This window comes from Psychrobacillus sp. FSL K6-2843 (assembly GCF_038626375.1).
In the GTDB taxonomy this organism is placed as follows: Bacteria; Bacillota; Bacilli; order Bacillales_A; family Planococcaceae; genus Psychrobacillus; species Psychrobacillus faecigallinarum.
The window spans coordinates 2,917,552-2,933,450 of the sequence record NZ_CP152021.1 but is presented as its reverse complement, the minus strand read 5'-3'; the positions used below and the strand labels follow the sequence as shown (position 1 = coordinate 2,933,450).

General features: G+C 38.0%; 15 protein-coding genes and 1 riboswitch. Of the genes, 11 read left to right on the top strand and 4 right to left on the bottom strand.

The window, feature by feature from the left end; genetic code table 11:
• Positions 1–79 precede the first annotated feature (79 nt).
• Positions 80–1,294, bottom strand: coding sequence for an FAD-dependent oxidoreductase (locus MKY94_RS14875; RefSeq protein WP_191697691.1), 1,215 nt, complete (start codon positions 1,292–1,294; stop codon positions 80–82).
• A 99-nt stretch (positions 1,295–1,393) separates the two neighbouring features.
• Between MKY94_RS14875 and MKY94_RS14870 the strand changes: the two genes are divergently transcribed.
• A complete protein-coding gene (locus MKY94_RS14870; protein ID WP_191697689.1) occupies positions 1,394–2,275 on the top strand; it encodes a 5'-3' exonuclease in 882 nt (293 codons plus the stop codon).
• Here MKY94_RS14870 and MKY94_RS14865 read toward each other — a convergent pair.
• Complete coding sequence (locus MKY94_RS14865) at positions 2,268–2,786, bottom strand: C39 family peptidase (protein ID WP_342577292.1); 519 nt, start codon at positions 2,784–2,786, stop codon at positions 2,268–2,270. The two genes, MKY94_RS14870 and MKY94_RS14865, sit on opposite strands and share 8 nt — an antisense overlap.
• 264 nt (positions 2,787–3,050) lie before the next feature.
• Between MKY94_RS14865 and MKY94_RS14860 the strand changes: the two genes are divergently transcribed.
• Positions 3,051–4,307, top strand: a complete 1,257-nt coding sequence (locus tag MKY94_RS14860) for a GNAT family N-acetyltransferase (RefSeq protein WP_191697687.1) — start codon at positions 3,051–3,053, stop codon at positions 4,305–4,307.
• 549 nt (positions 4,308–4,856) lie between these two features.
• On the opposite strand, the gene MKY94_RS14855 is transcribed toward MKY94_RS14860, so the two are convergent.
• Positions 4,857–5,333, bottom strand: coding sequence for an STAS domain-containing protein (locus MKY94_RS14855; protein WP_318245420.1), 477 nt, complete (start codon positions 5,331–5,333; stop codon positions 4,857–4,859).
• Positions 5,334–5,934: 601 nt separating this feature from the next.
• Positions 5,935–6,252 (bottom strand): thioredoxin family protein, encoded by a 318-nt coding sequence (locus MKY94_RS14850; protein ID WP_154310189.1) that lies wholly within the window; start codon positions 6,250–6,252, stop codon positions 5,935–5,937.
• A gap of 242 nt (positions 6,253–6,494) precedes the next feature.
• On the opposite strand from MKY94_RS14850, the gene MKY94_RS14845 reads away from it, so the two are divergent.
• The 9 genes from MKY94_RS14845 (at position 6,495) to MKY94_RS14805 (ending at position 15,891) form a co-directional block, all read left to right on the top strand.
• On the top strand, positions 6,495–8,834 hold the full coding sequence (locus MKY94_RS14845) for a 3-hydroxyacyl-CoA dehydrogenase/enoyl-CoA hydratase family protein (RefSeq protein ID WP_263619343.1): 2,340 nt from the start codon (positions 6,495–6,497) through the stop codon (positions 8,832–8,834).
• A 28-nt stretch (positions 8,835–8,862) separates the two neighbouring features.
• Positions 8,863–10,038, top strand: coding sequence for an acetyl-CoA C-acetyltransferase (locus MKY94_RS14840; RefSeq protein WP_151113294.1), 1,176 nt, complete (start codon positions 8,863–8,865; stop codon positions 10,036–10,038).
• An 85-nt stretch (positions 10,039–10,123) separates the two neighbouring features.
• Positions 10,124–11,905 carry an acyl-CoA dehydrogenase family protein gene (locus tag MKY94_RS14835; RefSeq protein ID WP_151113296.1) on the top strand — a complete coding sequence of 594 codons (1,782 nt, stop codon included), beginning with the start codon at positions 10,124–10,126 and terminating at the stop codon, positions 11,903–11,905.
• 489 nt (positions 11,906–12,394) lie between these two features.
• Positions 12,395–12,757 carry an arsenate reductase family protein gene (locus tag MKY94_RS14830; RefSeq protein ID WP_144538661.1) on the top strand — a complete coding sequence of 121 codons (363 nt, stop codon included), beginning with the start codon at positions 12,395–12,397 and terminating at the stop codon, positions 12,755–12,757.
• A gap of 72 nt (positions 12,758–12,829) precedes the next feature.
• Positions 12,830–13,210, top strand: coding sequence for a glycine cleavage system protein GcvH (gene gcvH / locus MKY94_RS14825; RefSeq protein ID WP_144538660.1), 381 nt, complete (start codon positions 12,830–12,832; stop codon positions 13,208–13,210).
• Positions 13,211–13,286: 76 nt separating this feature from the next.
• Positions 13,287–13,637: a toprim domain-containing protein gene (locus MKY94_RS14820; protein WP_144538659.1), complete on the top strand. Its 351-nt coding sequence runs from the start codon at positions 13,287–13,289 to the stop codon at positions 13,635–13,637.
• Positions 13,638–13,648: 11 nt separating this feature from the next.
• On the top strand, positions 13,649–13,969 hold the full coding sequence (locus MKY94_RS14815) for a thioredoxin family protein (protein ID WP_191697684.1): 321 nt from the start codon (positions 13,649–13,651) through the stop codon (positions 13,967–13,969).
• 39 nt (positions 13,970–14,008) lie between these two features.
• A riboswitch (SAM riboswitch) is annotated at positions 14,009–14,113 on the top strand.
• Positions 14,114–14,204: 91 nt separating this feature from the next.
• Positions 14,205–15,230: a methionine ABC transporter ATP-binding protein gene (locus tag MKY94_RS14810; RefSeq protein ID WP_342577291.1), complete on the top strand. Its 1,026-nt coding sequence runs from the start codon at positions 14,205–14,207 to the stop codon at positions 15,228–15,230.
• Positions 15,223–15,891 (top strand): methionine ABC transporter permease, encoded by a 669-nt coding sequence (locus tag MKY94_RS14805; RefSeq protein ID WP_144538656.1) that lies wholly within the window; start codon positions 15,223–15,225, stop codon positions 15,889–15,891. The genes MKY94_RS14810 and MKY94_RS14805 overlap by 8 nt, the downstream gene beginning before the upstream one ends.
• Positions 15,892–15,899 lie beyond the last annotated feature (8 nt).

The window sequence follows — 15,899 nt, the reverse complement described above, 5'->3', positions numbered from 1 at the left end:
AAAAGCAAGAATGTGGTTTTAACAACATTCTTGCTTTCCATAAATAAGACAGCACTTGCCTCATTATTTTATTTTAAAATTATCGAACCCCGTATTTCTTCTCCAATTGAACAATCTCAGCATCATCATTCTTTTGACCAGTCAATAAATCTCTTAATATATGAGAGCCTAGCATACTGTAAACAGTTCCGTTTCCACCGTACCCTAATAGATAATAGTGTTTGTCCTTCGTTGGATGCTGACCGATGAATGGGAGGTTATCAATTGATTCTCCGAAACTAGCCGCATAGGCGTAATCGATACTTAAATCGTATTTAGGAAATAATTCTTTAATTTGTTTTAAGAGATTTTCAGCTCTTTTCATGATTAGCTCATCTGATTGAGGTGCCTCTGGTTTGTCCTCGTCTAATCCACCGACGATTATACGTCCTTCCTTACACGTCCGAGCATACAAATAGGGACGCTGTGTCTCCCATATTAAAGCCTGCTCATGCCAATCGGATAAATCCTTCACTACATTACTCACCATTACATAGGAACGATTAATGTCTGCACCAACACGTTTTCCTACCGGCGTTGTTTCATAACCGGTTGTGTAGACAATGTTCTTAGCAAAGAAGTTTTGTCCAGAAGTGCGAATGTCTAAATGGTCACTTACATCTACTACATCTATCACTTCCGTATAAGGGAACAAGTGAACACCTAGGTTTTCAGCTTTTCTTAGAACTCCTTGAACAAATTTCAAAGGGTTCACCTCTGCATCTCCCAGCGTCAGTAGAGCACCATCCTTCTCAAAGGAGAATTTGCTCGCTATCTCATTTCTTCCTAGATAGTCACATGGAAAGTTATACTTTTGTAGAGTTATGTATTCCGCCTTCAGTTTTTCTACGTCATTTTCCTCACTTGCAAAGCATAGGCTCGGTCTTCTAATAAAGTCAGGATCTTCATCTAAACTTTTAGCGACAAGCTCTAAATGATCCATTGCCTCGTAGCAAAGCTGATAGAAACGAACTGCATCTTTTTCTCCAATTTGGTCAATTAGCTCATGTAACATAATGTCATTTGAATATTGTAGCAGGCCAGTGTTTGCACTTGTACTGCCTGAGCCCATTACTCGTTTATCTAATAGAGCTACCTGTAAGCCTGCTTCCGCGAGAGCCAAGGCAGTCAAAGAGCCTGACATTCCTGCACCAACGATCACAACATCATACATATCTAATGGATGTACCGCTATTTTAGGTTCAAATGCTTTTGTAGTAGTTGGCCAATAAAGAGACCCGTTATGAATATTCATATATTATCCTCCGATTATTTTTATAGATTATATACCCACAATTTTGGAGTTCAATCCATGGTATACTATAAGCTAATAAAATTAAGAAGGATGTTATATATGAACCAAGATAAACCACATGTATTAGTTATAGATGGCATGGCACTTCTGTTCCGTTCTTTTTTTGCAACAGCAATGTCAGGCAATTATTTTAAAAATGACAAAGGAATTCCAACTAATGCGGTACAGGGCTTTGCAAGACATGTACTAGCTGCACAAAATATTATGCAACCGACTCATATGGCTATTTGCTGGGATAAAGGGATGAATACATTTCGCAATGAGCTTTTTGACGGATATAAAGCGAATCGACCTAAACCTGCTGTTGAACTTGTTCCACAATTTGATATGGCTCAGGAGCTTTCCGAGCATCTAGGTTGGAAAAACTTTGGGTTAGTAGGGATGGAAGCTGACGATACAATTGCATCCATTACGCATAAATGGCAGGATGACGCACGCTTTACGATTGTGAGTGGGGACAAGGATTTACTTCAATTATTACATTCCTCTACAGAAATTGCCTTTACTAAAAAAGGCTTCACAATATACGATATGTACACTGAGGACAGATTTCAGCAGGAGTATGGAATTTCCCCTTTACTTTTCCCTGATGTTAAGGCATTTATGGGGGATTCGAGTGATGGTTATGCAGGGGTAAAGGGAATCGGACCAAAGACAGCATTACAACTTATTCAAACCTATGGATCTGTTGAAAATGTAGTAGAATCTCTCCACCTGCTAAAAACAGGCCAACGAACAAAAATCGAAACGGATTTAGATATGCTTCATCTTTCAAAGCAACTTGCTACTATTAGAAGAGATGTGCCAATTGATGCTGAGCTTGATCATCTTCAGCTTCAAAATATTGAGTCTGATAAATACGATTTCTTATATGATCAAGGATATACCATTTTAGCAAGACAGCTGCAGTCTACTAAGTAACCTGTGGAGGAACCATTTTTACGAAGGTGAGTATAGGAGCATTTAACTCATACTTTATTTTTCGAATGGTGCTCGCTCGATTTCTTCCTCCGTTATCATGAACGATTAAAAAAAGGCCACTGCTAGTCTGCTCAAAGCCGATAAGTGGAACCCAGTGATAGGAAAAAGAAAATGTTTTCCTCCACTGAAAGATGAAATACTTATCAAATTTCAATGCGACTGGACGCCCCTGACGTAGCTCCTCTATAGCTTCGTCAACGGAGCATTTGTCTATTGTCCAACTAGTGCCAAGCATCTTTCTCAAATATTTTATAAAGCGATAGGTAAACAGGCCAATTCGAGTACCCTTCAGATTTTTATATAATTCGTTAGGCATATAAGCATGTTTATCTGGTATTAGATAATTTAAGAGCACATAAACGGTAACCGGCCCGCAGGCGGAGGCCTGGAATTTAGCATCCACTGCTGCATCGTATTGAGAAAAACCTTTAACAGGCAATTGGATTTTCATAAAATAACCTCCTGCATATTTTACATTTCTAATGCGTTTATTTCATAATAGTACTTTATTAGCTGAAACTGAATATTTATGACTTGTTATATGAATAGGTTGAAGCTTCATGGGCTAATTATTTCCATTAATTTATGCTTCTATATATTTTCTGGAATAAGCTATATCTAATTCCAGAAAATAATTTATAATACATTTATATTACCCAAAAAGTTGTGAGTAAAAGCAAAAATTGTTTTGACGTGATGGAAGGGGATGGATGGATTGATTAGAGCTCTAGAGGAAAAGGATTATGCAGCTACAGCAGATTTAGTTTCAATGGCTTACCCGGGGATGGGAATTCAGTCATCGGAGAAAAAGCAGGAACTTGTAGAACGATTCATAAGAGAACAGAAGGAACATAATGGCATCCAATATTATGGCTGTTTTAATGAAGCGGGCCAATTAGTAGGTATATACAGAAGAAGCGATTTCGAATGCAATATAAATGGACAGTTTCAAAGAATTTTCGGCATTGGAATGGTAGCTGTACATATTCTACATAAAAAAGAAAAGGTTGCTTTCCAATTGCTTTCTCATTTTCATGAGGAGGCCCGGAAGGAAAAGGTTACACTTGTAGCTCTTTATCCATTTAGCTCAAGCTTTTATCGAAAAATGGGATATGGCTATGGTCCAATAAAGTATGAATTTAAAATAAAACCAGGCTCGTTTAACAGCACTGGTAAGAAGGATCTTGTTCAATTACTATCTCCTGCGGACGAAGAGGAGATTGTAGCTGTATACAATAAGTTTGCAGAAAAGCATCATGGGATGATTACACGGACATGGAATGAACGGCAGCACATAAAAAATGCAAAAACACTTTATGTAGGTGTAAGAGAAGAAGGCCAACTCATTGGTGCATTAGCGTTTACCTTAGATCCAGTGAAGGATAGCAATTTTTTACACCAAAACCTAGTAATTCATGAATGGGTTTGGTTAAATCAGAAGGCGTATAAACAGCTAGCGGCATGGGTTCATTCACAGCAAGATCAAGTGGATCGTGTTATTTATAGTACTAACAATCCCGCTTTTATTTATAGCCTAAACAATCCACCGAATGATTCCAATCATCTAATACCTAGTGTCTACCACGAGGTTGCGAGGACTGGTTCTGGTCTAATGTACCGTATTACAGACATTTTTCAATTTATAGAAAATATGAATGATCAAGCTCTTCGTAAACCTATACAAAATACTAAAATAGTAGTAAAGATTGAGGATAGTTTTATTCCAGAACAAAATGGCCTCTTCGAGCTTAGCTTTTCTAATGAGAAATGGCTGGCAAGAAAGCTTGAAGCAGAAATTAAACAACCAAATATCCAAATCACTATTCAGGACCTGAGTGCCTGGTGGATGGGGTGTGTCTCAATTAAGGAATTAAATAACTACGGGGAAATAGAGCTTCACAATATTGTTACCGACGATTTAGATGATTGGTTTATGCCAAGAAAAGGCCCTATTTGTATGACGAATTTTTAAGAAAAAATGTGAAGCTTATAGTAACACAGATTAATTTATGTAATATAAAAGAAACACATGAAAAAGCACGTTAATTCAACTGAATTAATGTGCTTTTCTATGTTTTGAAGTCATTTTAATTAAAGATAATCCTAAATCTTCTAAGTAAAAATGTTAGAGGATAACTAATAAATTCTAGCTGAAAAAGGAAATGAGGAACTTTATTCTGAATATTACGTGAATTAAGAGAGAGTTCTTAAAGTAATTGGAGGTGTTCTTATACTTATATTTGCTATCCCAATTTTGATTGTTGTTGCCTTGGCCGTATTTGTGGAAATAAGAAATAACAAAATTAAGAATAACAACCAAAATTCAATTAATTCCAATGCAAAGCCTGGTGAAGACTCAAATTATTTGATGGGTGATAATAAGTACACAAATGATGCTTAATCTAATGTGCGGTGATAGAAATTAGAAAAATAAAAATTACTCAGAGCATTTTGATGCCTGAGTAATTTTTGTATAAATAATTAGATTCAAGTAGCTAGTTGAAATTTTGGCAACTACTTTTTAATATTTAGAAGTAATCGTTTTGTTTGCCTCTGCTAAGAGATGATTCAAAGCTTCACGGAAATTTTTATAGGTTTCAATATTCACATGTAAATCCGCATGAACAATTTCTCGGATAAATTTAGGATTGAAACCTACGTAAATAGGTCGAATTCCCATTAAACGTAAAGAACTGTTCAACTGTGAAATGGATACAGCCAAATCATTGTAGTCAAACTCCTCTATATGTTCAACGCTAACACCAGTAAAGTCGAAAATGGCATGCTCAACTTCTTTATGCTCTCCAATATATTGCAATGTTTGTGTCTCAATATTTTCAAAGCGTTCCTTGTACATGTATCCAGCAATTGGCATTAAAATTGTTTTTGGGACAATGGATGGAATAATCGGAGTAGACATAGTTTTAATAATGCGCTCATAGTGAGCAATTTTCTCTTTTAATTCAATAATCTCATTTTCTTGCGACAAATAAAACACCTCTGACTTTTTTATTCTGTAGCCTTAGAAAAAAATAGGGACCCTCTATTAGAGCAGCCCCTTTTAACGGTAAATAATTTATAATGCGAAAAATATCTTCTATAGAAAGAATAAACTATTTATTCTAATCGTGCATCTTTTATGACGTACTTCATCGTACTGCTCGTCGCAGTATGAAAAGTAGATGCTTTGATTTGTAGATACTTTATTATTTGCTTTGTGCATCTAAAAATTCAGTTACTTGCTCCTGCGCGCTTCGCTGCTCGTCGCAGTATGAAAGGTAGATGCTTTGAGTTGTAGATACTTTATTATTTGCTTTGTGCATCTAAAAATTCAGTTACTTGCTCCTGCGCGCTTCGCTGCTCGTCGCAGTATGAAAGGTAGATGCTTTGATTTGAAGATAACTTCTAATTAATTTTGTGCATCTAAAAATTCAGTGACCTGCTCCTGCGCACTGCTCGTCGCAGTATGAAAGTTAGATGCTTTGACATGTAGATAACTTCTAATTACTTTTGTGCATCTAAAAAGTCAGTTACTTGCTCCTGCGCACTGCTCGTCGCAGTATGAAAAGTAGATGCTTTGATTTGTAGATAACTTCTAATTAATTTTGTGCATCTAAAAATTCAGTGACCTGCTCCGGTGATTTTGCGTTGGCGCTGTGTAGGTGAGCTTTTTTCTCGCCGTTTTGGTAAATTAGAAGGCTAGGGATTCCCATAACTTCATATTTTTCAGCGATTTCTGGTAGCTCATCGCGGTTTACTTCATACCACTCGTACTGATTGTATTTTTCGATGATTGGATCGATAAACATTTCCATTCTGCGGCAATCAGGACACCAGCCAGCTTCGAATTTAACTAGTACTTCATTGTCTCCGGAAATGATTTCATTAAATTGTTCTGCAGTTGTAATTTTTTTCATATTATATACCTCCATGGATGATACATACAGTTTACACTGTTTCCCATATAGGAGAAAGAAAAATGTATTAATTTATTCATTTTATTATTGCGAAAATTTGAACATTGCACTAGAATAATAGATATAGAGATTGCTTCTATTTTTTTTGTAAACAAAATGAATGAGCGTTCATTCAAGATGAAGGGGAGGCTTTGCACGTGACATATCAAATTAAAAAAGCAGCTGTACTTGGTTCGGGGGTAATGGGATCTGGAATCGCAGCTCACTTAGCAAACATAGGTATACCAACGTTATTGTTGGATATCGTTCCAAAAGAAGTTAGTAAAGAGGATGAAGCAAAAGGACTTACATTGGAGCATCCTTCCGTACGTAATCGTTTTGCAGATACTGCTTTACAGAAATTATTAAAGCAAAAACCAGCACCACTAACGTCTAAGAAAAACCTACAGCTAATTACAGCAGGTAACCTAGAGGATGACTTAGAAAAGTTAAAAGACGTGGACTGGATTATTGAGGTAGTAGTTGAAAACCTAGAAATTAAGAAAAACCTATATGACAAAATTGATGCTGTACGTAAGTCGGGTACAATCATCACTTCTAACACATCAGGTATCAGCATTAATGCGATGGTGGAAGGAAGATCAGAAGACTTCGGTAAACACTTCCTAGGAACTCACTTCTTTAACCCACCTCGCTATTTAAAGCTGTTGGAAGTAATTCCAGCTCAAACAACTGCTCCTGAAGTAGTAGAATTCGTGAAAAAATTTGGTGAGGATGTTCTTGGAAAAGGTGTAGTACTAGCAAAGGATACACCAAACTTCATCGCTAACCGAATTGGAACTTATGGCTTACTTGTAACTCTTCGTGAAATGCAAGCAAGAGGATACTCTGTTGGTGAGGTAGATTCAGTTACTGGTCCACTAATTGGTCGTCCGAAGTCTGCTACGTTCCGTACTCTTGATGTTGTAGGTCTCGATACATTTGCTCACGTAGCCAAAAATGTATATGACCAAACAGCTGGGGAAGAGCAAAAGGTATTTGAAGTACCGGCATTCATGAAAAAAATGCTTGAAAATAAATGGCTTGGAGCTAAAACAGGTCAAGGCTTTTTCTTAAAAGAAGGAAAAGAAATTAAAGAACTAAATCCTGAAACATTAGAATATGGTCCAATGAAAAAGCTTAAAACGCCTTCAATAGAAATGGCTAAGCAGCAAAAAGGCTTAGCGGCAAAAGTGAAAACGTTGACATATGCAAAAGACCGTACTGGCGAGCTATTATGGAGTATTTTAAGTCCGACGCTTATTTATTCTGCTCAGCTTCACACAGATATAGCTGATGATATCGTGTCTATTGACAATGCGATGAAATGGGGCTTCGGCTGGCAGCAAGGACCTTTTGAAATATGGGATGCAATTGGAGTAAAAGACTCAGTAGAAAAAATGAAGGCAGAGGGTAATGACATCCCAGCATTCGTTCAATCTTTATTAGATAAAGGCTTTGAATGCTTCTATAAAGAAGAGAATGGCAATTTCTTCTATTTTGATGGGACAGATTACCAAGCGGTTCCAGTTAATGAAAAAGTAATCGACTTAAAAAGCTACAAGAAAAAGCATGGTGTCATTAAGTCGAATTCAGGTGCTAGTCTAATCGATTTAGGAGACGGAATTGCTTTACTTGAATTCCATTCTAAGTCCAATTCAATTGGATTAGACATTCTTCAAATGATTAACTTTGCAATCGATGAAGTAGAGAAAAACTTTAAAGGTCTTGTTATTAGTAACCAAGGAAAAAATTTCAGCGTTGGAGCAAATCTTGGAATGATTTTAATGGAAGCTCAAGATGACAATATTTTTGAACTAGATTTCGTCGTTCGTCAATTCCAAAATGCGACACTGAAAATTAAATACTCTTCAAAACCAGTCGTTGTTGCTCCATTTGGAATGACACTAGGTGGAGGCGCAGAGGTCACTTTACCTGCAGCACACATTCAAGCTTCTACTGAAACATATATGGGACTTGTTGAAGCGGGCGTCGGGCTTATCCCTGGCGGTGGAGGTAATAAAGAGCTTTACCTTAAACATCTAAAAGGAATTCCGAATGGAGTTCAAATTGATTATCTGAATGTTGCTAGCAAGGTGTTTGAAACAATAGCTATGGCGAAGGTTTCGACTTCAGCTGAAGAAGCACGTGAAAATAATTTCTTAAGCATTGCAGATGGAATCAGTGTAAACCCTGACCACTTGATCTACGACGCGAAACAAGCAGCGATAGCTCTTGCTGATGCTGGCTACAAGGCTCCGATTCGTGAGAAGGTTCCGGTTGTAGGGTCCCCTGGATATGCAGCATTGTTATTAGGGGCAGAAGGAATGTTCTTATCAGGATATATTAGTGAGCATGACTTGAAGATTGCGAAGAAGCTTGCATATGTCATTGCTGGTGGAGAGGTGCCATACGGTACTTTAGTGGATGAGCAATATTTACTTAATTTAGAGCGCGAGGCTTTCTTAAGTTTAGTTGCAGATTCTAAATCTCAGGCAAGAATGCAGCACATGTTAGTGAAAGGTAAACCATTACGCAATTAATCTGCGTTAGGTAAAAGGAGGAGAACTCATGCGTGAAGCAGTTATCGTAGCAGGTGCAAGAACACCAGTTGGTAAAGCGAAAAAAGGATCTCTAGCTAATGTGCGCCCAGATGATTTTGGGGCATTAGTGGTAAAAGAGACATTGAAAAGAGCGGGCGGATACGATGGCCCTATAGATGATTTAATATTAGGATGTGCCATGCCAGAAGCTGAGCAGGGGATGAACGTTGCTCGTAATATCGGTGCACTTGCTGGACTTCCAGATACAACTCCAGCGATTACTATTAATCGTTTCTGTTCATCTGGATTACAATCAATTGCTTATGCAGCAGAACGTATTATGCTAGGTCACTCTGAAGCAATTATCGCTGGAGGAGTAGAGTCGATGAGTATGGTTCCGATGATGGGTAACGTTATCCGACCAAACGCTCATTTAGCTGAAACAGCACCTCAGTATTATATGGGGATGGGACATACGGCAGAGCAGGTAGCGAATAAGTATAATGTGAGCCGTGAGGACCAGGATGCTTTCGCTGTCCGTTCTCATCAGCTTGCTGCAGCGGCAATTGCTGCTGGGAAGTTTAACGACGATATCGTACCAGTAGAAGTAATCAAGCATTATGTAGATGAAAACAACAAAGCACAATCTAAAAAATTTATGTTCGAAATGGATGAGGGTGTACGTCCAGGTACAACAGTAGAAACACTTGCAAAATTACGTCCAGCATTTAATGTGCGTGGTTCTGTAACAGCAGGAAATGCATCTCAAACATCTGATGGTGCAGGAGCTGTATTGGTAATGGATCGTGAAGTTGCAGAAGCACAGGGCTTAAAGCCACTTGCTAAATTCCGCTCCTTTGCAGTAGGTGGCGTAGCGCCAGACGTAATGGGAATTGGACCAATCGTTGCTGTACCAAAAGCATTGAAAATTGCAGGCCTATCTATTGAAGATATTGACCTTTGGGAGCTAAACGAAGCATTTGCTTCTCAATCAATCCAAGTAGTGCGTCATTTAGGCATTGATATGGATAAAGTAAATGTTAATGGTGGAGCCATTGCATTGGGGCATCCCCTTGGAGCAACGGGTTCAATACTAACACTTAAAATGATGAGCGAATTAAGAAGACAAGGAAAGCAATTCGGTGTCGTTACCATGTGTATCGGTGGAGGCATGGGAGCTGCAGGAGTATTTGAACTTCTTTAATTTCAATAGGTGAAATGTGCTTTTAATATTTGGCGCATTTCACGATTACTAATTCAAACGTTTACACACATAGGAGGAGAAGGAAATGACACAAGTTCAAGATGCAATTAAAGGTGGAAGCTTTTTAGTAGAAGACATTGAAGCAAGTCGCGTATTTACACCAGAGGATTTCAATGATGAGCAAAAGATGATTGCTAAAACTGCAGAAGATTTTGTAAAAAGCGAAGTATTGCCTGTAGTAGAGAATTTAGAGCATCACGAGTTTGAGCACTCTGTACGTTTATTAAAATCTGCTGGAGATTTAGGTCTTTTGGCGGCTGATATTCCAGAAGCATATGATGGATTGGGATTAGACAAAATTTCTTCTGCTTTAATCGCTGAAAAATTGTCTGTAGCAGGCGGATTCTCTATCACTCACGGAGCACATGTAGGAATCGGTACACTACCAATCGTTCTTTTCGGTAACGAGGAACAAAAGAAAAAATACCTTCCAAATTCAGCTTCTGGAGACAAAATCTCAGCATACGCTTTAACGGAGCCAGGTTCAGGTTCTGACGCTCTAGGAGCAAAAACTACTGCTAAACTAAACGAAGCAGGCACTCACTATGTACTTAATGGGGAAAAACAATGGATCACTAATGCTGGATTTGCAGACGTGTTCGTAGTATACGCAAAAGTGGACGGAGACAAATTCTCTGCATTTATCGTAGAAAGAACTTTCCCAGGCGTTTCTGTAGGGGCTGAAGAAAAGAAAATGGGTATTAAATCTTCTTCTACTCGTACATTGATCTTAGAAGATGCAGAAGTACCAGTTGAAAACTTATTAGGAGAAATAGGCCGTGGTCATATTATCGCGTTCAACATCCTTAATATCGGACGTTACAAATTAGGAGTAGGTACAATCGGTGGTTCTAAACGTGCATTAGAGCTAGCAATTTCTTATTCAAACCAACGACAACAATTTAAGACACCTATTTCTTCATTTAACTTAACAAAACAAAAACTAGCAACTATGGCTTCTAAGCTTTATGCTACTGAAAGCTTGATTTACCGTACAGTTGGTTACTTCGAGGACCGTATGAGCCAAATGAGCGAAGAAGATCAAAAAGACGGAAGCAAAATTGCAGCTGCAATTGCTGAGTATGCTATTGAATGCTCTATTAACAAAGTAGTTGGTTCAGAGGTGTTAGACTATATCGCTGACGAGGCTGTTCAATTACATGGAGGATACGGCTTCATGCAAGAGTATGAAGTAGAGCGCATTTACCGTGACTCTCGAATTAACCGTATTTTCGAAGGGACAAATGAAATTAACCGTTTAATCGTTCCTGGAACATTCTTGAAAAAAGCAATGAAGGGTGAATTGCCACTTCTTCAAAAAGCACAAGGACTTCAAGAAGAGCTATTAATGATGATGCCAGAAGAAGTTGGCGATGAAGCTCTAGCTCAAGAGAAGGTACTAGTTGCAAACGCTAAGAAAATTGGTATTTTAGCTGCTGGTATGGCTGCTCAACGCTTCGGAACTAAGCTAGAAGCCGAGCAAGAAGTATTGGTACACATCGCAAACATTGCAAACAACATTTTCGCTATGGAATCAGCAGTACTTCGTACAGAAAAAGCTATCGGACGCAGTGGAGAAGAAAAAGCAGCTCAAAAGCTTCTATACACTCAAATCTTCTGCCAAGAAGCATTCAATGAAATCGAAGCAGCAGCGAAAGAAACTTTAATAGCTTCTGTAGATGGCGACAACTTACGCATGATGCTTTCTGCACTTCGTAAACTAACTCGCTACACTCCTTACAACGTAATCGAGAAAAAGCGTGAAGCTTCAGTAAAACTAATCGAAGCAGAAAAATTCGTAGTTTAATCATATAAAAACAAAGCTGCCCTCAAGAGTCTCCTATTGACTCCTGAGGGCAGTTTTTTACATAAGTAATTGATCACTCAGGAGAAATCATAACAAAAAAGCATAATTAGCAACGAAATCCAGCAACTTTTTAAGTGGAATTAAGTTTATGACCGGATAGTTCAGTTTTATGACCGGATAGCACAGTTTTATGACCGGATAGCACAATTTTATGACCGGATAAAAATATTTATAACCGCATAGCAAGGATTTATGACCGGATAGAAAAATATATGACCGTTCAGCAAAATACTATCTCTAATTGCGCTTGATCCTAAGGGTCAATTGAAAAGAATGAGTTAGCTGCATTCTAGTAAGGCAAACTATATAGAAGCGGTTTTACTTATTAATAGAATGTACTATATAATATGGAAATTTAAAACTTGGTTTGATCCCTCTTGCATGAGCAGCAAAATATTATTATGATAAAAAGAAAAAGGTGAGATTTAAATGAATATAAAATTTTACGGTTATCCTAAATGTAGTACTTGTAACAAAGCTAGCAAATGGTTGAGAGACAATCAAGTACAATTCGAGAATCACCATATTGTAGATGCGCCACCATCAAAAGAACTTTTAAAAGAGATGGTAGCTAACGGAGACTATGAGCTTAAAAAGTTCTTTAATACTAGTGGAGTGAAGTACCGTGAATTGCAACTGAAGGACAAGCTTCCTACTATGTCGGAGGATGAACAGTTGGAGCTGCTTGCTTCGGATGGAAAGCTTATTAAACGCCCACTTGTTTATGATGGAAACAAGCTTACACTTGGTTTCAAGGAAGAGCAGTTTGAGGACATGTGGAAAACCTCTTAAAGTACCTTGTATTTACTAGGGAAATATGTGAATATTAAATAGATGGAATATTTAATTGAGAGGGGTTTATTTATGAGCGTGCCTAAAGATTTTAAGTACTCAGCTGAACATGAATGGGTTAAAAATGAGGATGGAAATGTCCGCATCGGTATTACTCATTTTGCGCAATCAGAACTAGGAGACATCGTTTTTGTTGAACTTCCACAAGTTGGAGATGAAATTAAAGCAGGAGATGCTTTTGGTAGCGTTGAATCAGTAAAAACAGTTTCGGAACTATATGCACCAATTAGCGGTAAAGTAGTGGAAGTAAATGCTGAGCTAGAAGATAGCCCCGAATTCGTTAATGAATCACCTTATGAAAATGCTTGGATGATCGTTGTTGAGCCTTCTGATTTATCAGAAGTGGACAGCTTATTGTCTCCAGAAAAGTATGAAGAATTAATTGCAGAGTAATAATGAAAACGCCGGTTAATAATCGGCGTTTTTTTCATATAATAAAGGAAAGGTAACAAGTTGGGAGAGAAGCTAAATGGCACATGTATTTAGTGATAAAATAATTCTCGTCGAGGGAAGGTCTGATAAACTACAATTGTTGACCCTTCTCGATGAATCTCCAGAAATCATTTGTACAAATGGAACGATATCCGATGTAAAATTGGAGGAGCTTTTAAGCCCTTATGATGGCTTGCCGATTTATGCTTTTCTAGATGCCGACAAATCTGGCGAACAAATACGCTCGGTTGTCAGGAAGGAATATCCTGAGGCAATTCACCTCTATACAAATCCTATGTATGGTGAAGTGGCGAATACCCCGGCTAAGGTTTTGGCATCCATATTAAAACGTGTTAATATTAAGGTGAAAAAAGAATTTTTGCCTTAGGATGATGTGTAATGAATGAGTGGACTAAAGAGCAATGGGAAAGCATAAAATATAACTCTCCACTTTCCTTATTTTATATTTATACCCCAATGTGTGGTACGTGTCAGATTGCAAGTAAGATGATGAATGTCATTAAAGAAATGGTTTCTGTTCCAATTGGCCAAGCAAATATTAACTTTCTTGGCGATTTGGCAATAGAACAAGAAATTGAAAGTGTACCTTGCTTATTAATATCTAAAAATGGCAGGGTAGAAAAAAAGATATATGCGTTTCAATCCGTACCCTATCTATTGGAAACAATAAAAACTATTGACGAAAACCAGATCCTATGATAACATTCGTTGTGTTGAAAAAATAATTTAATAGTGTCGCTCTTATTGAGAGAGGTGGAGGGAAGTGCCCTACGAAGCCCGGCAACCGTCACGAAAGTGAAATGGTGCCAAGTCACGCAAAGCTATAGCTTTGAGAAATGAGAGAATGGATGAGTGTTATTTGAAATTGATAACCTACACCCCTTCTGCTCTTTTGCAGAAGGGGTTTTTTAATAGGAAAGGTGGCTAGATTTACATGATTAGTTTAAAGGAAGTTTCGAAAAGATTTATTACAAAGCAAGGAGAAATCGTTGCTGTTGATAATGTAAATCTGGACATACAGCGTGGAGAAATATTTGGGATTATTGGTTATAGCGGAGCCGGTAAAAGTACATTGATCCGCTTATTGAATGGCTTAGAAAAACCTTCTGTCGGCCAAATAGTTGTGAATGGGCAAGAGATTACTTCCATAAATGAGGAGAAGCTCCGTGGCTTCCGACAAAAGGTAAGTATGATCTTCCAGCATTTCAATCTTTTATGGTCGAGAACAGTCGCTGAAAATATAGCATTTCCTCTAGAAATTGCTGGGGTTCCGAAGGACAAAAGAAAAGCCAGAGTAGAGGAGCTTTTGAACCTTGTTGGTCTAGAGGGCAGAGGAGATTCTTATCCTTCACAATTATCTGGTGGGCAAAAGCAGCGTGTAGGAATTGCTAGGGCTTTAGCTAATGGACCAGAGGTATTGCTTTGTGATGAGGCAACATCTGCTCTTGATCCTGAAACGACCGATTCAATACTAGACCTATTAGTCAGCATCAACGAAAAACTAGGATTAACAATTGTATTGATTACACACGAAATGCAAGTTATTCAAAAGATTTGTAACCGAGTAGCTGTTATGGAAAATGGGCAAGTTGTAGAAGAGGGAGATGTGCTAGAGGTTTTCCAAAAGCCACAACAGGCTATTACTAAACGTTTCGTCTCTCAAATTTCTGATTCCAACCAGCCAGTGCAAACGATTCAAAAAATAGTCCAGCTTTATCCAAATGGTAAGCTAGTCAAGCTCGTTTTTGTAGGTGAAACCACAGAGCAGCCAATTCTTTCAAGATTAATCAAACAGTTTGATTTAGAAGTTAATATTGTGCAAGGTAACATCTCTCATACGAAGAGTGGAGCTTTCGGTACACTAATTCTTCAAATCGATGGAAATGACCAAGCCGTGGAGGATGCAATACAATTTATCCACTCGCAAAAAGTAAACACTGAGGTGATCAACAATGATTGAATCGTTATTTCCAAATGTTGATTGGCCTAAAATGTGGGACGCTACTCTAGAAACCCTGTATATGACAGCAGTTTCTACGGTACTCACAGCAATCTTTGGACTAATTTTAGGACTTTTATTATTTTTGACAAGCCCACATCAGGCTTGGGCGAATAAATTGGCAAATTGGTTAACGGGTGCGGTAGTAAATATATTCCGCTCTATCCCATTTATTATATTAATTATTTTATTGATCCCACTTACAACACTGTTGATGGGCTCGATGCGTGGTCCGAATGCTGCTTTCCCAGCATTAGTGATTGGAGCTGCTCCATTTTATGCTCGCATGGTTTTAATTGCTTTACGAGAAATTGATAAAGGCGTTTTAGAGGCTGCAAAATCTATGGGTGCTAAAACCACAACTATTATATGGAAGGTTTTATTGCCTGAATCAATGCCAGCTTTAGTGTCTGGTATAACCGTAACTTGTATTTCACTAGTTGGTTATACAGCTATGGCAGGAATCATTGGAGCGGGAGGATTAGGGAATCTAGCCTTTTTAGATGGTTTCCAACGTGGTCGCGGGGATGTCACACTCGTAGCTACTATTTTAATATTAATCATCGTGTTCATTATCCAATGGATTGGTGACATCATTACTACAAAAATAGATAAACGATAAGGGAGAGA